At 64.6% G+C, this 21,301-nt stretch carries 21 protein-coding genes and 1 pseudogene; 13 read left to right on the top strand and 9 right to left on the bottom strand.

Annotated elements, in window-relative coordinates:
• Both H8A92_RS23245 and H8A92_RS23250 read right to left on the bottom strand, forming a co-directional pair.
• Nucleotides 1–218: pseudogene (locus H8A92_RS23245) on the bottom strand (hypothetical protein); the annotation flags it as partial.
• Nucleotides 219–253: 35 nt separating this feature from the next.
• Entirely contained in the window at nt 254–1,546 is a 1,293-nt protein-coding gene (locus H8A92_RS23250; RefSeq protein ID WP_229185130.1) for an adenylosuccinate synthase, read from the bottom strand.
• Nucleotides 1,547–1,896: 350 nt separating this feature from the next.
• Between H8A92_RS23250 and ybaK the strand changes: the two genes are divergently transcribed.
• Nucleotides 1,897–2,379 (top strand): Cys-tRNA(Pro) deacylase, encoded by a 483-nt coding sequence (ybaK, locus tag H8A92_RS23255; protein WP_229197924.1) that lies wholly within the window; start codon nt 1,897–1,899, stop codon nt 2,377–2,379.
• Between the two features lie 98 nt (nt 2,380–2,477).
• Here ybaK and H8A92_RS23260 read toward each other — a convergent pair whose 3' ends face one another.
• From H8A92_RS23260 to H8A92_RS23270, 3 genes are read right to left on the bottom strand one after another with little or no spacing between them, the layout of a single operon-like run.
• Nucleotides 2,478–2,696 carry a hypothetical protein gene (locus H8A92_RS23260; protein WP_229185132.1) on the bottom strand — a complete coding sequence of 73 codons (219 nt, stop codon included), beginning with the start codon at nt 2,694–2,696 and terminating at the stop codon, nt 2,478–2,480.
• A 38-nt stretch (nt 2,697–2,734) separates the two neighbouring features.
• Nucleotides 2,735–4,099 (bottom strand): cytochrome P450, encoded by a 1,365-nt coding sequence (locus H8A92_RS23265; protein ID WP_229197925.1) that lies wholly within the window; start codon nt 4,097–4,099, stop codon nt 2,735–2,737.
• Entirely contained in the window at nt 4,038–4,715 is a 678-nt protein-coding gene (locus H8A92_RS23270; protein ID WP_229197926.1) for an acyl-homoserine-lactone synthase, read from the bottom strand. The genes H8A92_RS23265 and H8A92_RS23270 overlap by 62 nt, the downstream gene beginning before the upstream one ends.
• A gap of 81 nt (nt 4,716–4,796) precedes the next feature.
• Here H8A92_RS23270 and H8A92_RS23275 point away from each other — a divergent pair, with 81 nt between their 5' ends.
• The 5 genes from H8A92_RS23275 (at nt 4,797) to H8A92_RS23295 (ending at nt 9,888) form a co-directional block, all read left to right on the top strand.
• Complete coding sequence (locus H8A92_RS23275) at nt 4,797–5,570, top strand: LuxR family transcriptional regulator (RefSeq protein WP_229197927.1); 774 nt, start codon at nt 4,797–4,799, stop codon at nt 5,568–5,570.
• Nucleotides 5,571–5,975: 405 nt separating this feature from the next.
• Nucleotides 5,976–6,362: a hypothetical protein gene (locus tag H8A92_RS23280; protein ID WP_229197928.1), complete on the top strand. Its 387-nt coding sequence runs from the start codon at nt 5,976–5,978 to the stop codon at nt 6,360–6,362.
• Between the two features lie 213 nt (nt 6,363–6,575).
• Nucleotides 6,576–7,502, top strand: a complete 927-nt coding sequence (locus H8A92_RS23285) for a DMT family transporter (protein WP_229197929.1) — start codon at nt 6,576–6,578, stop codon at nt 7,500–7,502.
• 81 nt (nt 7,503–7,583) lie between these two features.
• Entirely contained in the window at nt 7,584–8,393 is an 810-nt protein-coding gene (locus tag H8A92_RS23290; RefSeq protein WP_229197930.1) for an MlaD family protein, read from the top strand.
• A gap of 340 nt (nt 8,394–8,733) precedes the next feature.
• Nucleotides 8,734–9,888, top strand: coding sequence for an alpha-hydroxy acid oxidase (locus H8A92_RS23295; protein ID WP_229197931.1), 1,155 nt, complete (start codon nt 8,734–8,736; stop codon nt 9,886–9,888).
• 216 nt (nt 9,889–10,104) lie between these two features.
• Here H8A92_RS23295 and H8A92_RS23300 read toward each other — a convergent pair whose 3' ends face one another.
• Nucleotides 10,105–10,509: a hypothetical protein gene (locus tag H8A92_RS23300; RefSeq protein ID WP_229197932.1), complete on the bottom strand. Its 405-nt coding sequence runs from the start codon at nt 10,507–10,509 to the stop codon at nt 10,105–10,107.
• A gap of 71 nt (nt 10,510–10,580) precedes the next feature.
• Here H8A92_RS23300 and H8A92_RS23305 point away from each other — a divergent pair, with 71 nt between their 5' ends.
• On the top strand, nt 10,581–11,198 hold the full coding sequence (locus H8A92_RS23305; protein ID WP_229197933.1) for a TetR/AcrR family transcriptional regulator: 618 nt from the start codon (nt 10,581–10,583) through the stop codon (nt 11,196–11,198).
• Nucleotides 11,199–11,341: 143 nt separating this feature from the next.
• On the opposite strand, the gene H8A92_RS23310 is transcribed toward H8A92_RS23305, so the two are convergent.
• Complete coding sequence (locus H8A92_RS23310) at nt 11,342–11,743, bottom strand: DUF1330 domain-containing protein (RefSeq protein WP_229197934.1); 402 nt, start codon at nt 11,741–11,743, stop codon at nt 11,342–11,344.
• Nucleotides 11,744–11,872: 129 nt separating this feature from the next.
• Between H8A92_RS23310 and H8A92_RS23315 the strand changes: the two genes are divergently transcribed.
• A complete protein-coding gene (locus tag H8A92_RS23315; RefSeq protein WP_229185143.1) occupies nt 11,873–12,718 on the top strand; it encodes a metal-dependent phosphohydrolase in 846 nt (281 codons plus the stop codon).
• Nucleotides 12,719–13,007: 289 nt separating this feature from the next.
• Complete coding sequence (locus H8A92_RS23320; protein WP_229197935.1) at nt 13,008–13,961, top strand: DMT family transporter; 954 nt, start codon at nt 13,008–13,010, stop codon at nt 13,959–13,961.
• An 18-nt stretch (nt 13,962–13,979) separates the two neighbouring features.
• Here the strand turns inward: H8A92_RS23320 and H8A92_RS23325 are convergent, their stop codons facing one another.
• Nucleotides 13,980–14,936, bottom strand: coding sequence for a LysR family transcriptional regulator (locus H8A92_RS23325; RefSeq protein WP_229197936.1), 957 nt, complete (start codon nt 14,934–14,936; stop codon nt 13,980–13,982).
• Between the two features lie 135 nt (nt 14,937–15,071).
• Between H8A92_RS23325 and H8A92_RS23330 the strand changes: the two genes are divergently transcribed.
• Nucleotides 15,072–15,455 carry a nuclear transport factor 2 family protein gene (locus H8A92_RS23330; protein WP_229197937.1) on the top strand — a complete coding sequence of 128 codons (384 nt, stop codon included), beginning with the start codon at nt 15,072–15,074 and terminating at the stop codon, nt 15,453–15,455.
• A gap of 251 nt (nt 15,456–15,706) precedes the next feature.
• Here H8A92_RS23330 and H8A92_RS23335 read toward each other — a convergent pair whose 3' ends face one another.
• Nucleotides 15,707–17,392 carry a methyl-accepting chemotaxis protein gene (locus H8A92_RS23335; RefSeq protein ID WP_229197938.1) on the bottom strand — a complete coding sequence of 562 codons (1,686 nt, stop codon included), beginning with the start codon at nt 17,390–17,392 and terminating at the stop codon, nt 15,707–15,709.
• A 270-nt stretch (nt 17,393–17,662) separates the two neighbouring features.
• Between H8A92_RS23335 and H8A92_RS23340 the strand changes: the two genes are divergently transcribed.
• The 3 genes from H8A92_RS23340 (at nt 17,663) to H8A92_RS23350 (ending at nt 21,261) form a co-directional block, all read left to right on the top strand.
• The gene (locus tag H8A92_RS23340) at nt 17,663–18,706 is read left to right on the top strand and encodes a C-terminal binding protein (protein WP_229197939.1); all 1,044 of its coding nucleotides are present in this window, start codon (nt 17,663–17,665) and stop codon (nt 18,704–18,706) included.
• 117 nt (nt 18,707–18,823) lie between these two features.
• Nucleotides 18,824–20,170, top strand: a complete 1,347-nt coding sequence (locus tag H8A92_RS23345; RefSeq protein WP_229197940.1) for an ABC transporter substrate-binding protein — start codon at nt 18,824–18,826, stop codon at nt 20,168–20,170.
• 131 nt (nt 20,171–20,301) lie between these two features.
• Nucleotides 20,302–21,261 carry a carbohydrate ABC transporter permease gene (locus tag H8A92_RS23350; protein ID WP_229197941.1) on the top strand — a complete coding sequence of 320 codons (960 nt, stop codon included), beginning with the start codon at nt 20,302–20,304 and terminating at the stop codon, nt 21,259–21,261.
• Nucleotides 21,262–21,301: the final 40 nt, after the last annotated feature.

Genomic DNA, 21,301 nt, shown 5'->3' on the forward strand with positions numbered 1-21,301 from the left:
GCGCGCTGCGCGGCCTCGGACTCGACCTTGCGAACCGCCTCTTCCAGCGACAGCCGTTCGCGGGTGATCTCGGACTCGGAGAGCGGAGGCTGTACGCCGCGGAGCTGCTGGATCAGCGCCGTGCGCGCCCGCGCGTACAGCGCACGGCGGGCTTCGCCGGGGGCGGTTGGGTCCAATCCGGCGATGGCACGGGCGATCAGCGGGTAGTAGTCAGCCATTTCCACACAATTGGAGGGATATAGGTAATATCCCGTTAAGCCTCGAACGGATTCTGTACCAGAATAGTATCTTCACGTTCCGGGCTGGTGGATAGCAGGGTGACCGGACACCCCACCAGTTCCTCGACCCGGCGCACATACTTGATGGCCTGGGCCGGCAGGTCCGCCCAGGACCGCGCATTGGCGGTCGGCTGCTTCCAGCCCTCGATGATCTCGTAGATCGGCTCGATGCGGGCCTGTGCACCCTCGCCCGCCGGCAGATGGTCGATTTCCTTGCCGTCCAGCTTGTAGCCGATGCAGACCTTGATGCTGTCGAACCCGTCGAGAATATCGAGCTTGGTCAGCGCCAGCCCGGCAATTCCGCAGGTCCGGACCGTCTGCCGCACCAGCATGGCGTCGAACCAGCCGACCCGGCGCTTGCGCCCGGTGTTGACGCCGAATTCCTTGCCGCGGCGGCCGATTTCTTCGCCGATCTCGTCGTTCAGCTCGGTCGGGAACGGGCCCTGGCCAACGCGGGTGGTGTAGGCCTTGCAGATGCCGAGCACATAGCCGACCGCGCCCGGGCCGAGGCCGGTGCCGGTCGCGGCCTGCGCCGCCACCGTGTTGGACGACGTCACATAGGGATAGGTGCCGTGGTCGACGTCGAGCAGCGCGCCCTGCGCACCCTCGAACAGGATGCGCTTGCCCTCGCGGCGCTTGAGGTCCAGCAGCCGCCATACCGTCTCGGCATAGGGCAGGAGCTTCGGCGCCAGCGCCGACAGCTCGGCCAGGATGCTCTTGCCGTCGATCTCCTCCAGATTGTTACCGCGGCGCAGCGCATTGTGGTGCGCCAGCAGGCGGTCGATCTTGTGCGGCAGGGTATCGAGATCGGCGAGATCCATCAGGCGGATGGCGCGGCGGCCGACCTTGTCCTCATAGGCCGGGCCGATGCCGCGGCGGGTGGTGCCGATCGAGGTGATGGCGTTGGAGGATTCGCGCAGGGAATCGAGCTCGCGATGCAGCGGCAGGATCAGCGTGACGTTCTCGGCGATCCTGAGATTATCGGGACCGACCGCAACGCCCTGCCCCTTCAGCTTGGCGACCTCGTCGAGGAAGGCCTGCGGATCGAACACCACGCCATTGCCGATCACCGCCAGCTTGTTCGGGCGCAGCACGCCGGAGGGCAGCAGCGCCAGCTTGTAGGTCTGGCCATTGATCACGAGCGTATGGCCGGCATTGTGGCCGCCCTGGAAGCGCACGACGATGTCGGCCTGTTCCGACAGCCAGTCGACGATCTTGCCCTTCCCCTCGTCACCCCACTGGGCGCCGACGACGACAACATTGGCCATTGCGAAGATGTTCCCTTCAGGTGTTTCAGAGACCATGATCGCGGCGAAAACGCGTCCGCCCACAGCGATCATGCATTGATATGCCCAGCCCAAATCACGGCGCCCGGCCGCGCGCACGCAAGGCGCCTACCGGATAACGGAAGCGGGTCGGCTGCGCAAGCAAGAACGGGGTCGTTTACGCCTTTTAGACGGGCTACAACCCTTTGATATCCCCTGAAAATTCCATGCCGCGCCAGGTTGCGCCGCGCTCGCGGGAATTTAATGTTGGCGCGGCCTGAGGCCGGCCATACGGCCGATTGATCGCCGGGCCCATTGCGGCGATCATTCGGCCGTATCAACCGGCAGGGTCCATGCCCAATTCGACACAAGCAACGATGGCGCTGCGCAAGCTCGGCCTTGCCTTCAAACTCCATACCTATGTCTACGATTCCAGCGCCGAGAGCATCGGGCTGCAGGCTGCGGAGGCGCTCGGCGTCGATCCGAACCGGATGCTCAAGACGCTGATGGCGGAAGTCGACGGCAAGCCGGTCTGCGCCGTGGTGCCGTCGGACTGCGAGGTCAGCATGAAGAAGCTTGCCGCAGCCCTCGGCGGCAAGTCGGCCAGGATGATGCGCCCGGCCGACGCCGAGCGGCTGACCGGCTACCATGTCGGCGGCATCAGCCCGTTCGGCCAGAAGAAGAAGGTGCCGACCGCGATCGACGAGACCGCGCTCACCCATGTCACCGTCTTCGTCAACGGCGGCCAGCGCGGCCTGCAGATCGAGATCGATCCGAACGACGCCGCGCTCGCCGCCGGCGCCACGATGAAGGCGCTGGTGGCGACGCAGGACTAGAGCTTCCGTTTCGATCGAAACCGAAGCTCGACTCCTCGTTTTGACGCGTCTTCTTCACGCGAACCGGTGCCCACTTCGCTCGAAAACGCTGCGTGCGATCAATGCGAGGACTTGTCCCTGGAAAACTCCGCGCCGACGTAGTCGGACAGGCCGGTCAATTCCTCTGCCGTGATGTCGTTGACGTTGAGCCGGAGCTGCATGATCGCGAGATCGAGCAGATGCGCGGCAAAACCTGCGCCGGCCGCCGTCACGATGCTGCGCTGCTCGATCAACACCGCGATGACGTCGCGCAAACTGCGCACTTGCACTTGATCCATGGCCCTCTGCCCGATGCTGGCCGTTGTTATCTGAGTTGTCATTGGGATACCGATTGTAGGGTGCTGATGGACGCCGCGCCGACGGGTGGAATGTACGGCAGGCGCTCGGCTTCCTCGCCGAGATGCAGGATGCGCGAGCGCATTTCGCGGACTTCGATGTCGATCGTCATCGGGGGCGGCACGAGCGTCACCGAGGCTTTCGGCCACGGCGCCGGATTCGGGCTGACACCCGTGAAGCGATAGGCGGCTGCGATCTCGAGCGCGAGCAATTGCAGCTCGAGCATCGCAACCCCCATCCCGGCGCAGGCGCGCGGACCGGCTCCGAACGGGATGTAGGCGTCGGTGTTGTAGCGCCGCGTCATCAGGAAGCTGTCCGGCTCCTCGAAATGCCTGGGATCGCGCTGCAATTGCCAGGGGCAGATCAACAGCGAGGTGCCGATCTTGAGGTCGCGCCCGCCGATCGTCACCGGCTGCATCACCTCGCGCGAGAACCACCAGGCGCTGGGATAGAGCCGGCAGACCTCCTTGACCAGCGTCGCGCTGACGTCGGCGCGCCTGACCGCGTCGACGCGCAATTCGCCGTCGTCGCCGATGCAATCGGCCGCCTCGTCCGCGATCTCGTCCATCAGCGCGGGATTGGCCGCCATGTGATAGAGCACCCAGGCTGCGGTCGATCCGGTGGTGTGATGGCCGGCCAGCAGCAGCGTGAGAATCTCGTCGTGCAGGTCGCGATCGCTGAGGCCGAGCGCCTCGAGATCGCGCAGCGCGCTGGTCGAGCCGGCGCTGCTGCGCAGCCGCTGCACCACGGTCGACATCGCAAGCTTGGCGCAAATCCGGTTCTGCCGCCTGCGATACCAGGACACAGGCCCGAGCGGCAGCACGCGGAACATCTCGTCGGCGAGATCATCCTCGATGGTGCCGACCGCCTGCACCAGGGCCTCCTCGTCGCCGGACGAAATGACCTGCGCGCCGAACACGGCGATGCAGATCGTGCGCAGCGCCAGCGTCGCGGTGAAGCGATGCGGATCGAACGAGCCGAGCCGCGCCAGCCTTGCGCCGACCGCGCGGATCTCGGCACACATCTGCGGCAGGTATTTCTCGACGCTGCCCTTGGCCATGTGCTTGTGCAGCACCGCACGCCGCCGCTTGTGCTCGTCGCCGTGGAGCATCAGCGAGCTTTGGCCGAGCACCGGCGAAAGCTTCTTGATCAGCCGGCCCTTGCCGATGTCGGCCTCCGGTGCCTTCAGGATCGGGCGGATCAGATCCGGATCATTCACCAGCAGGACCGGCGCGGGCCCCAGATGGAGCGGCACCAGCCCGAGCGGCGAGGCGTTGCCGCGCTCAAGCAGGAATTTGAGCGGGTCGCTCCGAAACGCTCGAACGTCCGAGAACATGTGTGGCATCGTGGATCTCCAATTGCCGTCCAAGGTCGAGGAATTTGGTCAGTCCGGGGTTGCCGGCGATATCGAGTGGGATCTCGCCGGCGAGCGCCGTCAGCGGGCGGCCGAAGCGGTCGTTGCCGATCACCTGCGGCGGACCGTAGCGATGGGTGTGGATGCCCATCCGCGCGAGGAAGCGCTCATAGGTAAGGTCGGCCATCGCCACCAGCGCCGCCGCACCGCGCAGTTCGGCAAAGCGAAACATCAGCGCGTAGTTGACGCGCGCGGCGGATGCGGTTGCGGCCCCCGGCAACACGCCGAACCGGCTGATTTCCCAGGCGTCACGGCGGCTGGGAAAGCGGCGTTGCGCCAGCTGCGGGAAAACCGATTTGGTGAGATAGGGATAGTCGGTGCGGATGGCGCGGAAGCCGCCGATCAGCTCCGAGCCGAGAAACAGCAGGCAGTGTTCGGTATACCAGACGTCGAACTGGTCGCGCTCGACGTCGCCGGTGGTGCTCAGAAGCCAGCCGCAATGATCGACAAACAGCCGCTTGCGCAGCCTGAGCATCGCCTGAACGTGCGCCGGATAGCGCTCTTCGGTGGTGACGAGCGCGTGGTATTCCCCCCAAAGGTGCGACATTCCCTCCGCCTCCAGATGTCGCCGGCATCTGGGACAAAAAGGCTTAATTGTGGTACCCCCGGAAACCGGGGGTTTTACTCAATGGTCCTGGAAGAAGCCATTTCGAGCATCGAGGCGTCGGGCACGATCGACGAGCTTCGACTGTCGCTGCACCGGGTCATCCAAAACTACGGTTTCTCCAGCTTCGCATTCATCGATGCGGGCCGGCCCGAGCTCGACCTGCCCTATCACACTGGCACCTACACGCCGGCATGGGAGCGTGCCTACATCCAGAACGACTTCGTCCATTCCGATCCGGCGTTGACGCGGGTACGGCGAACCAACACGCCGTTCCATTGGGGCGAGCTCAAGCTGCCGGAGCGGCAGGGCCACAAGCGTCCACCGGCGTTGAAGATGATGGAGGCCGCGCGGGATCACGGCTTTCGCCAGGGCTTCGTGGTGCCCTTCCACTATCGCGACCGACTCGGCGCCGTGCATTCGAGCTCGACGGTGTTCTTCTGGGAAGACCAACCGCGCGACTTCGACAAGCTGTTCATCTGCCATCGGCATGAACTGCATCTGTTGATGATCTACTGGGTGCAGCGGGCGATGGACATCGTCAACCGCGACCAGCGCAACGCACCGACCATCCTGAAGCCCGCCGACGCCGCCGAAACCATCAAGCTCACCGGGCGCGAAAAGGAAGTGATGGCCTGGGCGGCGCGCGGCAAGACCGTGGTCGACACCGCGCAGATCCTCGGTATTTCTCCGGAGACGGTGGAAGGCTTCATCAAGCAGGCGCTGCGCAAGCTCGAGGCATCCAACAAGACCCACGGCGTGGCAAAGAGCATCGCACTCGGGATCATCGACTTGTGAGCGGCGGCACTGCGCAACCGTCGCGGCGCTCGCAAGGCAGCTTCCGCGCCCCCGGCATCGCTTCGCGAGGAAACGACGGTTGTGTGGCGAGGTCACACATTCCGGTTGGATTCATCTCATTCATCGCCCCCTGATTGCATTCGCGCACGGTCTTGCTAATAAGGCCAAGGCCGGATGACGCGAATGCGAGCATCCCGGATCATAGCGTGCGCGCCCCGCGCGATTGACCGGCCGGAGTACAGGTGCGGATCTTCCGGCACGTCGCCCGGTTCGGCGAGACCAGTTGTCGATCCGAATAATCCGTAGAAGTCCCGTCGCGACGACCCCCTGCTCGATTTGCTACCAACATTCGTCGCGGGAATGCTGTCCACGGACCGACGCAGCTGGAGATCGCCTAGGCGCACCATGAGCACATCGCAGGACGATCAGATCGATCAACTGGTGCAGGCGCGCTGGCGCGCCATCGGGCTGTCGCAGGCGGATCTCGCCGAGATCCTGTGCAGCGGGGCCTCCCTGCAAAAAAACGGCGTGGACGGCACGGTGAAGGTCGATACCGGCCGCCTGGCGACCGTTGCCGAGATGCTCGGGGTTGCCGCCGACATCCTCAATCGTCGGCCCGCCGCGACAGCGCCGACACAGAGCGGCCAGGCGGCGGAGTCGCTGCAATCCCTGCTCGAACTGCGCATGCTGCGGGTGTTCCGCGACGTACAGGACCCCGACACCAAGCGGATCCTGATCGAGCTCGCCGAGCAGATCGTCAAGCGCCAGACCACACCGCCGGGCGCCGGCTAGCGGCGCGCGCCGGATCAGGTTGCCTCTTGCGGACCGGCTGAGCAGAACTCGCTGGCCGCTCTCCGTAAGGGGACTTCGCGCATGGTCGCGATGCGTCTATCCCCATTGATGCAATGGCGGAATCCGTGTCTGTGACAGGGGCCGGGGAGATCCATTCCGGCCCGGCGCAGCCAGCCGGGCGGTCCGCGGCGTCGTGAACCCGGGCCTGATCGAATGTCTGCCTCCGATTCCACCACCGCGCCCGCGTCCGGCTCCTGGATCGCCAACCAGCCATATCTGCTGCTTTGCATCACCGCGATGTGCTGGGCCGGCAATGCGATCGTCGGCCGGCTCGCGGCCGGCCACATTCCGCCGGTGACGCTGTCGTTCCTGCGCTGGTTCGTGGCGTTCCTGATCATCCTGCCGTTTGCCTGGAAGCACCTCGCCCGCGACTGGCCTGCGATCCGCAAGAATCTCGGCATCATGATGCTGCTTTCGATGACCGGCATCAGCGCCTTCAACACGCTGCAATACTGGGCACTCGAGCACACCCAGGCGCTCAACACGCTGCTGTTCCAATCCGCGCTGCCGCTCCTGGTCGCGCTGTGGTCGTTGATCCTGCTCGGCGCGCGGCTGACGCTGGCGCAGCTGCTCGGCGTGCTGCTGTCGCTCGCCGGCGTGCTGGTGATCCTGCTGCACGGCGATCTCACGACGCTGTCGAAGATCGAGTTCAACAAGGGCGATTTGATCTTCATCGTCGCGCTGGTGATCTTCGCGCTGTATTCGGTACTGACCTTGAAGCGGCCCAAGATCCACGGCCTGTCGGTCGCGGCCTTCACCTTCGGCTGCGGCGCGCTGGTGCTGATCCCGTTGCTCATCTGGGAACTCGGCGCGCGTCCGGTGATGCAGCTCACGACGAACAATCTGCTGTCGCTGTTCTATGTCGCGGTGTTCCCCTCGACGCTGGCCTATCTGTGCTTCAACCGCGGTGTGCAGCTGATCGGCGCCAACCGCGCCGCGCCGTTCTTCCACATGGTTCCGGTGTTCGGCACCGTCATGTCGATCGTGTTCATCGGCGAGCATCCGCAGGCCTTCCATTTCATCGGCTTCGCGCTGGTGCTGGCCGGTGTCTTTGCGGCATCGCGGAAGCAGTCAGCCTGATCCGATCCGCTGGGACGCGGTGACTGGCGGCGGCAAATCCGCTATCTCTTGAGCTCTGCTTCGCGGACAGGTCCCAAACGCATGGCGCGCGCCAGCAATCTCGTGATCGGCACCCTGACGCTGGCCCTCGTCGCCGGCTCGCTCGGCGGCTGGCTGGGCTATCAGCGCTATGCCGGCATCAAGCGGATGGTGCCGTTCCGCGTCATTTTCGAGGGCTCGGCCTCCGGCCTGCGTCGCGGCGCCAGCGTCAACTTCGCCGGCGTGCGGATCGGCGAGGTGGTCTCGATCCGGCTCGACCGTCACCGCGTGGTGGCGATGACGCGGATCGAGGGCAATACCCCGATCAGGAAGGACACCCAGGCGGGCCTCGAATTCCAGGGCCTGACCGGGATCGCCTCGATCTCCTTCACCGGCGGCACCGACGATGCTCCGCCGCCGGCGCTCGGCGCCGACGGCATTCCCGAGCTGACCGCCGACGCCGAAGGCACGATGGGCATCCAGGAGAAGCTGCGGGTTGCGCTGCGCAATGTCGACCGCGTCATCACCGAGAACGAGGCCGACATCAAGGACTCGCTGCTCGGGCTCGAGAACTTTACTAACTCGCTGTCCGGCAATGGCGAGCTGATTGCCGGCTTCATCGATGCCGCCGACGACGGCATCAGCGCGGTCGACGCCAAGATGACGTCAGCCGACAAGTTCCTGAAGAGCTTCGGCAGCGACAAATATGGCGGCGAGCTGCTGCCGACCGTGATCTCGCTGCGCGAGCTGATCCAGAGTTTCGACAAGAAATCCGGCGCCATGATCGCCGAGACGCGCAAGACGCTCAGCGACGTCAGCCAATCCGTCAACGCGTTCAACGCGAAAATTGCCGGGCCCGCCGCCAGGCGCTAAGGCACGATCCGGAAAAGTGCGAAGCGGTTTTCCCTCGCGACAAACGCCAAAGGCGTTTGCGCGGAGATCATGATCAAACAAAGAGCTCAAGCGCGATGATGATTCGACCCAATCTCATCGCGCTTTAGGGCATATCAGCGCGCTTCAGCCCCGTGTTGAACCATGATCTCCGCGCAACGCGTTCCGCGTTTGCCGCGAGGCAAAACCGCTTCGCACTTGTCAGGTTCGTGCTCTAGACTGCCTGCGTCAAGAACCAAGAACAACGGAAACGCCAGACGTGCACGACCGGACCGCAGCCCTTTCCCCGCCTCCCGCGACCGTCAACCGCGCAGCCCCCGCGGTGCCTCGGCATTTGCGGCGCTATCTCACGCTCGACGATTTCGAGCCGCAGGCGCGGCGGCTGCTGCCGAAATTCCTCTACGGCTACGTCTCCGGCGGCGCCGAGACCGACACGGCCCGGTCAGACAATCGCCGGGCGTTCGACGAATACGGCTTCGTGCCGCGCGTATTGAATGACGTCTCCGGCCGCGACCAGACCACGACGCTGTTCGGCAAGACCTACGCCTCGCCGTTCGGCATTCCACCGATGGGCTCGTCGGCGCTGTGCGCCTATCGCGGCGACATCGTGCTGGCGCGCGCCGCGGCGGCGGCCAACGTCCCGATGATCCTCTCGGCCTCCTCGCTGATCCGGCTTGAGGACGTCCGCACCGCCAATCAGCAGGCCTGGTACCAGGCCTATCTCGCAGGGCTCCCCGAGCGCATCGAGCCGCTGGTCGATCGCGTCGCGGCGGCCGGCTACGACACCTTCGTCGTCACCGCCGACGTGCCGGTGCCGCCCAACCGCGAGAACAACATCCGCAACGGCTTCCAGGTGCCGCTCGAGATCACGCCGCGGGTGTTCTGGGACACCATCACCCATCCGGACTGGCTGCTGAACACCTGGGCGCGCACCGTGTTCAACCACGGCATGCCGCATTTCGAGAACATGGACGCCAAGCAGGGCCCGCCGGTGCTGTCCAAGAACCTGATGCGCAACATCGGCAGCCGCGACCAGCTGGCCTGGAAGCATGTCGAGCTGATCCGCAAGCGCTGGAACGGCAAGCTCGTGGTCAAGGGGCTGATCTCGCCGGAAGACGCGCGGCTGGCGCGCGAGCACGGCTGCGACGGCGTGATGGTCTCCAACCATGGCGGACGCCAGCTCGACTACACCGTCTCGGGCCTGCGCACGCTGCCGGAGATCGCCGCACAGAAGGGCGATATGACCGTGATGGTGGACGGCGGCATCCGCCGCGGCACCGACGTCATCAAGGCGCTGGCGCTCGGTGCGGATTTCGTCTGGGTCGGCCGCCCGTTCCTCTATGCCGCCGTGACCGCGGGCGAGGCCGGTGTGTCGCGCGCGATCTCGCTGCTGCATGCCGAGATCGATCGCGACCTCGCGCTGCTCGGCATCCGCAGCCTGAAAGAGATCACCCCGGACCTGGTGCGGAAGTTCTAGGCATGATGAGATTGGGTCGAGCTAGAGCGGCGTCGAACCTTCACCTCTCCCTTGGGAGAGGTCGATTTGCGCAGCAAATCGGGTGAGGGGTTACGGCTCATCGAGAGAGCAAGAACCCTCACCCGGATTGCTTCGCAATCCGACCCCTCCCCAATGGGGAGAGGTGAACCGAGGCCGCGCCAGACCGATTTAACCCAATCTCATCGCGCTCAAGGCTCACGCGTAGCGCGCGGCGCCCATGCAGAGCGCCGTGACCGCGAGCAGCCCGGCCGCGATGCGCTGCGCAATGGCCAGCCGCGAACGTGCGGCGGAGGTATCACCCGCATCGCTGCGCAACTGCCGGATCGCGCCGCCGCCGACGATGATCTGCACCGCAATTGCGGCCAGTGCGGCGATCGCGCCGCCGGCCAGGATCTTTTCCGACAGCGCAAACGAACCTTCATGGACCAGGCGCCACAGCGTGGCGCCGGTCACGATCGCAACCGTCGCAGCGCCGATCTGCGGAAACAGCAGCTTTTCGCCGCCGAGCCCACCGGTGCGCGCCAAAGTGAAGCTCGAGCCGGCCCAAAACACCGATGACAGGACGTGAAGGGACAGCGCTATGATGAGGACGGCCTGCATGATGTTGCTCCAAAGGGCATTGGAAATTAGATATACATTATGTATACTCAATATGACGAAAGCACAAGCCGATGCCGCCGCGCAGCTATGTGAGCCCGGCCCGCAGCGCCGCTGCCGCCGAGACCCGCGAGCGCGTGATCGAGGCCGCGTCGCGCACGCTGCGCGAAGGCGAGAGTATCGCGCGGTTCTCGCTGGATACGGTGGCGAAGGCGGCAGGCGTGACGCGGCTGACCGTCTACAATCAATTCGGGTCGCGGCGCGGGCTGCTCGAGGCCGTGTTCGACGAGATCGCGCGCCATGGCGGGCTGCATCAGCTCGCCGACGCCATGGCGATGGCCGATCCGCGCGCCGCGCTCGACCGCATGGTCGAGATCTTCTGCGGATTCTGGAGCCGCGATTCCGCCGTTGGACGCCTGCACGACGCGATGGCGACCGATCCCGAATTCGCCGAGGCGATCCGCGAGCGCAACGAACGACGCCGCCGCGGCGTCACCGCATTGACCGAGCGGATCGCGGACAAAGGCGCGTCACCGCAGGCCCGCAGGGACGCCGTCGACCTGATCTTCGCGCTGACCAGCTACCCCACCTTCGCCTCGCTGAGCGCGGGGCGGTCGAAGGATGAAGTCTGCAAGGTGGTGCAGGCGGCGTGCCATGCAGCGCTTGCTAATCTGTCAGACCCGTCATCCTGAGGTGCGAGCGTTTGCGAGCCTCGAAGGATGAATCGGCCACGGTGGGGCCGTCGACCCTTCGAGGGCCGCTGAAGAAGCGGCCACCTCAGGGTGACGGTGATACAGCTGAATATGCGGTCACGTAGAGTGCGTTCTAACACCCCTCACCCGACCTTGAACTTGCTGTAGGACTCGCGGGTCGCGATGATGACGTGCTCCTCGCAGCCATTGCGGCGATGCGGGTCGCAGCGGTCTTCGTAGTCGGCCGAGGTCATCATGTCGATGAAGGCGGCGACGCTCGGGTAATAAACCAGCGCGAGATAGTCCCAGCGCTGGCCGGCCGGCTCGCCCAGCGCGACCGTCTCGGCATTGCCGGTCCACAGCAACGTGCCGCCGCGCGCCTTGATCATGGGGACGGTGAGCGCGCTGTAGCGCAGATAGGCATCCCAGCCCGAGCCGTCGCCGTCGAGCGATCGCGCGCGAAACCGCATCAGATTGACCATCACGACCGGAGCCTCTTGATCCAGCTCGTTCAGGCCTTTGACGTTCAAGAGATCGACACTCATCAGACGCTCCCCGAAGGCCGTATCGGCCTGGCCGGGACGGTCCGGCCGCAAACATTATGTCACACCGCGGGACTACCCTGAAATGCTGCCAGGCCGTAAGCTCACCACCCGATCTCGGAGGTCAATGCCGTGATGACCCTTCCCGAACTTGCGGCCGACGCGCTCAGCAAATTCCTCGGCGAATATATGCAGCGCCGCTTCGGCTCTTCGCAGACTCAGTTGGTCGAGATGGTGCCCTCGATCGCGCGGATCGCGCTCGAATGCATCGGCAACAGCGACGCGCTCTATCACAATGTCGAGCATACCATGCTGGTAACCCTGGCCGGCCACGCCATCCTGCGGGGCCGCGCGCTGCACTCGCACATGAGCGCGGAGGATTATGCGCATGTCATCATCGCCTGCCTCACCCATGACATCGGCTATGTACGCGGGCTGTTCGATGCCGACGACGAGAACGGCTATCTGGTTGCCGCCGATGGCCGCAAGGTGATCCTGCCGCGCGGCTCGTCGGATGCGGGGCTGATGTCCTATCACGTCGACCGCTCGAAGATCTTCGTGATGGAGCGGCTCAAGGGCGTCGCGCTGCTCGACAAGGAGCGCATTGTGCGCGCCATCGAGGGCACACGCTTTCCGCAAACCGCTCCGGACGGCAATGAGGAGTTCGGAGAGGAGGCCATCCTGCTGCGGGCCGCCGACCTGATCGGCCAGCTCGGCGATCCCCATTACATCCGCAAGGCCAACGCGCTGTACCTCGAATTCGAGGAGGCCGGACTGAACCGCCAGCTCGGCTACGATTCGCCGGCCGATCTCGTCGAACTCTATCCGCGCTTCTATTGGGACAGCGTGGCACCGCATGTGCAAAAGGCGATCCGCCACCTCAACATCACCTCCAGCGGACGGCAATGGATCGCCAACCTCTACAGCAACGTGTTTCGCGCCGAGCGCGACATCTCGCTGTCGGGGCCGCAGAAATAGGCGTGCGTCCGAGGTCAGGCTCAAACACCATCCCCGTCATCCTGAGGTGCGAGCCTCTTCGGCGAGCCTCGAAGGATGAATCGGCCAAAGTGGGGCCGCACATCCTTCGAGGCTCGCTCCGCTCGCACCTCAGGATGACGGATTGCAGGTCGAGTATTCTGGTTTGTATTCTCAAGTAATGACAACTTCGACCCATACGACAGCTGGCTAGCGCCGCCCTCGCGCATGGCTCCAATCCGCACTTTCGTCTTGTCGCGGCGGCGGATTCGGGCACAACATTCGCGAAACGATGACCGCCTTGCCCGCACCTGCCACAACCCCGCGCCGCTCGCCGCTGCACTGGCTCAACAACCAGCCTTATCTGCTGCTCAGCCTGACGTCGCTGTTCTGGGCCGCCAATATCGTGCTGGCGCGTCATGTCGGCAGCCATGTGCCGCCGGTCACACTGACTACGATCCGATGGTTCGGCGTGTTCCTGATCCTGTTGCCGTTCGCCTGGCCGCATTTGAAGGAGGACTGGCCGAAGCTGCGCAGGGCACTGCCGCTGATGCTGCTGTTGTCCGCGGTCGGTTTCGCGTTCAACAACGCGATCTCCTACTGGGCGATGCAGTATACCGAGGCGTTGAACGCGCTGTTGATCCAGTCGGCGGGGCCGTTGTTCGTGGCGTTGTGGTCGCTGATCCTGTTCGGCGTCCGGCTGACGCCGGCACAGTCTGCCGGCATCGCGATCTCGCTGGCCGGCGTGCTGACCATCATCCTGCGCGGCGATTTCTCGGCGCTCGCCAGCATCAGCTTCAATCGGGGAGACATCATGTTCGGCGCCTCGCTGGTGTCGTTCGGGCTCTATTCGGCACTGATCCCGCGGCGGCCGAAGATCCATCAGCTCTCGCTGATCTCGTTCACCACCTGCTGCGGTGCGCTGATGCTGTTGCCGGTGGCAATCTGGGAATTCTTGAACGGCGTGACGCTGAAGCTCGACCTTCTGACTTTTGCCACGCTGGGTTACACGCTGATCTTCCCGTCGACGCTGGCCTATCTGTTCTTCAACCGTGGCGTCGCGCTGATCGGCCCGAACCGCGCCGCGCCGTTCTTTCATCTGGTGCCGGTGTTCGGCTCGGCGATGGCGATCCTGCTGCTCGGCGAGACGCTGGCGCCTTTTCATCTGATCGGCTACGCGCTGGTGCTCGCCGGCGTCATCATCGCCTCACGGCAAGCATCAGCCAAAGGATCGGCGAAGAGCTAGCTGATGCCCAAGACATGGCTAGCTTACCTTGCGCAGGGGAGCGGATTTGCGGGTCGAACGTGACTTTGACGCCAGCGTTTCCGTGACGAAGTCGATAAACCGCCTCACCTTGGCCGGCACGTGGTTACGCGAGGCGTAATAGACGTAGAGCGGAAAGCGCTCGTCGGGCCAGTCCGGAAACAGCTCGATCAGCGCCCCGCTCCGCAGATGATCGTCGAGCCCGATATCGATCGCCTGCGCGATGCCGAAACCGGCCAGGCAGGCGCCGAGCTTGGTTCCTGAATCGGTCACGGTGAGCCGCCCGTTGACCGCGACCGGCACGACCTCGCCGCCGCGCCGAAACTCCCAATCGAAGGGACGCCCGGTCGCCGCGTCGATTGCATGGATGCACTGATGGTCGCGGCTCGCCAGCTCCCGCGGGTCGAGCGGCCGGCCGTGTCGTTCGAGATAGATCGGCGAGGCCACGGTGAGTACCCGTGCATCGAGCACGCGGCGCGCAATCAGCGCCGACGGCACCGGCTCGCCGAACCGCACCGCCAGATCGAAACCGTCGCTGACCAGATCCGCGATCCGGTCGCGGGTCTCGATACGCAACTCCATGCCCGGATTCTGCAGCAGGAACTCGCTCAGCTTCGGCGACAGCACCATGCGGGAGAACAGCGGGTCGACATTGACCCGCAGCCTGCCGCGCACCGCATCGCGCGATTTCGAGGTCTCCGCCGCCGCCTCACCGATCCCGGCCAGATGCGCGGCGACCCGCTCGACCAACGCGCGCCCTTCCTCGGTGAGTTCGACGGCCCGGCTCGTGCGGTGGACCAGCCTGGCATCGAGGCGCGCCTCGAGCTTGGCGATCGCCTTGCTGACGCCGGACTGCGTCATGCCGAGCCGTTCGGCGGCACGGCCGAAACTGCGCGCATCCGCCAGCGCCGCGAGGACCACCAGCCCGTCAACCAGCCGACCGTCAACTTCGTCCATGCCGATGCCTCTCAGTCATCCAAGAGATGACCGCCCGGTCGTAGCACTCCGCCACCATATCGGCCACTGTCGGCGCAGATCACCGGTCTGGTCCGGTGAGGCCACCGCCACATCATCCGCTACGGAGACTTTGCAATGAGCGACATCCAGGCCATCGCATCCGCGATCGATGGATATTTCAACCTGATGTACGACGTCGACGACAGCCGGTTCCGCGACGTCTTCGCCGATGCCTGCATCGTGCACGGCATCCGGGACGGCAAGCACACGGTGCGGTCGGCGGCGGAATTCCGCGACTTCATCCGCAGCCGTCCCTCGCCGGCGTCGATGAGATCGCCGCGCGAGGAAGCGATCATCAGCATCGAGCAGACCGCGTCCGATCTCGCCATCGCCAAGGTGCGGGTCAGGGCCGGCCAAACCGGCTTCATCGACCATCTCGTGTTTCACCGGATCGACGGCAGGTGGCTCGTCACCACCAAGGCGTTTCACGTCGCGCAGGTCTTCGCGGAGGGATCGTAACACCACGGCCAATATTTCTGAATATTAGAAATATGACACTGATTTGCCCGACGTGTCAAGTTGGCGGGCCGCCGTCACCGGCTCCTTTGCATGGGGTTGTTTTCGATATTTTGGCAGCGCACCCCCGAGCAGCTCGTTTTGTGGGAGGAGCTGATCGCCGACGCCGGGATCGAGAAGCAGGAGGCGGCTCAAAATGTGAATGCCCGGGCGAGGCCCGGGCATTCGGATGACGTCGCTTGATCGTGCCGGCCTTACGCCGCGCGGACCTTCTGCAGGAACTCGTCGACCGCGTTGCGCAGCATGCCGGACTGGGTGTCGAGCTCGCGCGCATTCGACAGCACGTCGCCCGCCGCCGTGCCGGTGGCGGCGGCCGCTGACGTGACGCCGCCGATATGGGCGGAGATCTCGCTCGAGCCGGCCGCGACCTGCTGAATGTTGCGGGCGATTTCGCGCGTCGCATCGCCCTGCTGGTCGATCGCGGTCGAGATCGAGGCGGTGATCTCGCTCATCTGCGCGATGGTCGCGGTGATGCCGCCGATCGAGGTCACCGCCTCGCCGGTGGACGCCTGCATCGCGGCAACCTGCGCCGAGATCTCCTCGGTTGCCTTCGCGGTCTGGTTCGCCAGTGCCTTCACCTCGGAGGCGACCACCGCGAAACCGCGGCCGGATTCGCCGGCGCGCGCCGCCTCGATGGTGGCATTGAGCGCGAGCAAATTGGTCTGGGCGGCGATCGAATGGATCAGCTTGACCACCTCGCCGATCTTCTCGGCGCCGGTGGAGAGCGCCTGCACGGTCGCGTTGGTGCGCTCGGCATCGGCCACCGCCTGGCTGGCGACCTCGCTCGAGCGCGCGACCTGGCGGGAGATTTCCGCAACCGAGCTGGACAGCTCTTCGGCCGCGGCAGCAACCGTGCCGACATTGTTGGAGGCCGAGTCGGAGGCCGCGCCGACGGTCGCAGCCCGCGCGCTGGCGTCGCTTGCGGTCGCGGTCATCGACTGCGCCGTCGTCTGCATGCCGGCGGCGGCGGAGGCCACCGTACGGACGATGCCGTTCACGCTGCGCTCGAAATCGCTCGCAAGATCCTGCATCGCGTTGCGGCGCTCGGAAGTGGCGCGCGCCTGCGTCTCGGCCTCGGCCTGCTCCAGGCCGCGGATGCGGATCGCATTGTCCTTGAAGATCTGCACGGTCGCCGCCATCCCGCCGACCTCATCGCCGCGGCCAACGCCGGGGATGTCGCCGTCGAGCTTGCCGTCTGCGATGTCGCGCATGCGGCTGCCGAGCAAATTGAGCGGGCGGGAGATGCTGCGGCCGATCAGCCAGGCGACCGAACTCGAGACGATGCCGATGCCGATGATCGCGAGCCCAAGCAACCAGGCAATAGGACGCATCTTGGCGTCGATATCGTCGAGATAGGCGCCGGTGCCGAGATACATGTCGAAGCCGGGAACCGCGACGGCATAGCCGAGCTTCCGGATCGGCGTCTCCTGGCCCGGCTTCACATATTCATAGAACAGCAGGATATCGCCCTTGGACTTTACGCCGTCCATCAGTTCCTGCGACAGCTTGCGGCCATTGGTCACGACATCCATGCGGTTGGTGCCGACCTGCTTCGGATCGGGCGCGAGCACCGTGATGCCGTTGTAGTCCGTACCGAACAGATAACCCGAGCCGTTATCGTAGGTCATCGCGTTGCCGCGCTTGCCCAACTCGGCGAGCGCCGCTTCCTTGGTCATCTTTCCGGCGTCGACCTCCTTCTTCAGGCTCGCCGCCATGTTCTTCGCCATCTCGACTATCGCTTTGGCCTGGTCGATGCGCGCATTCGTCATCTCACGCTGCATCAGATTGATTGCCAGGATGCCGGCCGTGCACAGGCCAAGGAGCGCCACCCCCACCAGAATGCCGAGCTTGGGGGTGATCTTCAGATTTGAAAGCTTCACGGGGGTCTCCAGAAGAGGCGGGGAACGCGACGCGATTGGCGGATTGATTCCGGTCACCGTAATGTGAGACCCTTTACCTGATGGTTACGGTGGTTCCCCGTAGAAGCCCGGAGAATCGGGCCTCGGACCAACCGGCAATTGTAGAGTGAGCAGCACCGCTCGCGTAGAAGTAGGAAAAGCGGCGATCCAGGCCGCGCTCCGAGAAGCAAGAAGATCAAGAAGCAAACCAGCAAAAAGCAAGAACAGAAGACCTCACATCGGGAGCAGACAATGTCGAAATTCAGGGTCGTCACGCCGAAGGGCGCGAGCTTCACGGTCGCCGGCGGCGGCTATGATTATGAGCGCGAGGCGCTCGATCCGATCGGTGCGGAGATCGTCGAGGCGCCGGCCAACGAAGCCGAATTCATCGCCGCGGCGCGCACCGCAGACGCGATCTACGCCAAGGGAATGCCGATCACCAAGGCGGTCATCGACGCACTCGAAAACTGCAAGGTTATCACGCTCGGCAGCGTCGGCGTCGACTCGGTCGACGTCAAGGCCGCCACCGCCCGCGGCATCCCCGTCACCAACATCCCCGACACCTTCATCGAGGAAGTCGCCGACCACGCCATGATGCTGCTGCTCGCAGGCTTCCGCCGCCTGATCGAGCAGGACAAGATGGTGCGCACCGGCCGCTGGGCCGAAGGCCGTCCGGCGCTCTTGAAGATTCCGCGGCTGATGGGCCAGACGCTCGGCTTCATCTCGTTCGGCCGGGTCGCCCGCGCGGTAGCCAAGCGCGCCGCGCCGTTTGGCCTCCGGATGATGGCCTACGATCCGTTCATCCAGGAAACGCTGATGTACGATCACGGCGTGATCCCCTCGACATTGTCGGAGGTGCTGTCGCAGTCGGATTTCGTCTCGATGCACGCCCCGGCGCGGCCCGAGGTGCACCACATGCTGACCGAGAAGCATTTTCGCCAGATGAAGAAATCGGCCGTCTTCATCAACACCGGCCGCGGCGCCACCGTCGACGAGGACTCGCTGATCAAGGCGCTGCAGGAGGGCTGGATCGCCCACGCCGCGCTCGACGTGCTGGAAAAGGAACCGCCGTCGCACAACAATCCGATGCTCGGGATGGACAATGTTACCTTGACCGCGCATGTCGCCTCGGCATCGGCACGTTTTGACGAAGCGCGCAAGCGCCGCGTGGGCTACGAATTGTCACTAGTGCTGCAAGGCATGTGGCCGGTAAGCTGCGTCAACCCGTCGGTGCTGCAAAACACCGCGCTGCGCCGCTGGCAGCCCGTCAGCATGGATCGCGGTCCGAACAGCTAGGCGGGACCACGCTCTCCGCGCGAAGGCTTGTCTCGCCTTTCGCGCGCCGAGACGACAAGACCCTTCACCGGCGGTCAACGCCGGGAAGGAGCAATAGAGACAGGGAGTGCAAACGACATGACGTATGAGGTCACGCGTCGCGGCGCGCTGGCGCTGGGAGCTTCCGCAGCGGCACTGGCCGTCACTGGCGCTTCGGCGCAGGAAGCGTCGAAAATTAAGGCTGCCGACGTGGCAGCACCGTCGCTCCCGATCGAAAAGGGCGCGAACTTGCGCATGTTGCGGCCGGTGCGCTTCGTCCAGGCCGACGAAGACGTGTTCCGCGCCAATGCCAAGACGTTCACCGACAAGACCGGCGTCGAGATCAAGGTCGACTTCGTCGGCTGGGAGGACATCAACCAGCAGACCGCGGTGACCTCGAACTCCGGTGCCGGGCCCGACATCATCATCGGCTTCGGCGATGCGCCGCATATCTATATCGACAAGCTGATCGAGCTGACCGACGTCGCCGACTATCTCGACAAGCGCTACGGCGGCTGGCTCGCGCTCGCAAAACGCTACGGCATGCGCTCCAAATCCAAGAGCTGGATCGGTCTGCCGTTCGGCGCCTCGGGTGGCCCGCTGGTCTACCGCAAGTCGCTGGTCAATGCGGCCGGCTTCGACAAGGTGCCGGAAGACCATGCCGGCATCCTCGAACTCTGCAAGAAGCTCAAGGCGGCCGGCAAGCCGGCGGGCTTCGCGCTCGGCAACGCCGTCGGCGACGGCAACGGCTTCGCCAACTGGCTGTTGTGGTCGCACAACGCCGCACTGCTGGATGAGGAAGGCAATATCATCATCAACAGCAAGGAGACGATCGCCGCGCTGAAATATCTGAAGGAACTCTATCCGACCTTCATCGCCGGCACGCCGTCCTGGAACGACGTCTCCAACAACCGCGCCTACTCGTCGCAGGAGATCGGGCTCACGGCGAATGGCGTCTCGCTGTACTTCTCGCTGAAGAACGATCCCGCGACCAAGGCGGTTGCCGACGACACGCAGCACCAATTGCTACCGAAGGGACTGGCACCGACCTCGCCGATGTCGGGCCTCACCCTGAATGCCATGGTGTTCAAGCACAGCCCCTATCCCAATGCAGCGAAAGCGTTCCTGCAATTCATGCTGGAGAAGGAGCAGTACGAGCCCTGGCTCAATGCCAACTCCGGCTACTGGTCGCAGCCGCTCGCAGCCTACGCGGACGCTGCGGTCTGGTCGGGCGATCCCAAGGTGGCGATCTTCAAGGACACGATGAAGAGCCCCTACTACAACGGCTACAAGGGGCCGATCTCGACCGCGACCGGCGCCGTCAATGCCGACTACGTGCTGGTGCAGATGTGCGCCTCCGTCGCGACCGATGCGGCAACGCCTGAGGCCGCCGCCGCGGAAGCCGAGCAGCGCGCCAAACGGTACTTCCGCCGGCAGAACCGGTAACGGCGCTCATTGAACTGCGAAACTTAAATCAACCGTCATTGCGAGCGAAGCGAAGCAATCCATAGCGCCACGACGAGAAATGGATTGCTTCGTCGCTTCGCTCCTTGCAATGACGACACGACGAGCATTCAATGTCCGTAACGACCTTCCCATCGCGCGGCGGTGCGGCGCTCCAGCGACCCGGCCGGCTCGCGCGCCTGTTCGACTACAAGCCGTTCCTGATCGTGATGTGCCTTGCGCCAGCGATCGGCCTGCTGCTGGTGTTCCTCACCTATCCGCTCGGCCTCGGCATCTGGCTCGCCTTCACCGACACCACGATCGGTCAGCGCGGCATCTATATCGGGCTCGAGAATTTCCAGTATCTGCTCAAGGATCCCTTGTGGTGGAACGCGGTGTTCTACTCGATCTTCTACACCGCGGTCGCGACTTTCGGAAAATTCGCGCTCGGCTTCTGGCTGGCGCTGCTGCTCAACAACCATTTCCCGTTCAAGAGCCTGATCCGCGCCATCGTGCTGCTGCCGTGGATCGTGCCGACGGTGCTCTCGGCGCTGGCGTTCTGGTGGATCTACGATCCGCAGTTCTCGATCATCTCCTATCTGCTGGTCGACGTGCTGCACCTGCGCGACAGCAATGTCGACTTCCTCGGTTCGCCCTGGCCGGCGCGCTTCTCGCTGATCGCGGCCAATATCTGGCGCGGCATCCCGTTCGTGGCGATCTCGCTGCTGGCGGGCCTGCAGACCATCTCGCCCTCACTCTATGAAGCCGCAATGCTCGACGGCGCCACCTCGTGGCAGCGCTTCCGCTACATCACCTTCCCGATGATGATGCCGATCCTGGCGATCGTGATGACGTTCTCGATCATCTTCACCTTCACCGATTTCCAGCTGGTCTACGCCATCACCCGCGGCGGCCCGGTCAACTCGACCCATCTGCTGGCAACGCTGGCGTTCCAGCGCGGCATCGCCGGCGGCGAGCTCGGCGAGGGTGCGGCGATCGCAGTCTCGATGATCCCGTTCCTCGTGTTCGCAACCTTGTTCAGTTACTTCGGCCTCGCGCGCCGCAAATGGCAGCAGGGAGAAGCCAATGACTGACGTCGTAGCTTCCAACGTCGCCAGCGCCACGCCGGATACG

The sequence above is a fragment of the Bradyrhizobium acaciae genome (assembly GCF_020889785.1).
Lineage (GTDB): Bacteria > Pseudomonadota > Alphaproteobacteria > Rhizobiales > Xanthobacteraceae > Bradyrhizobium > Bradyrhizobium acaciae.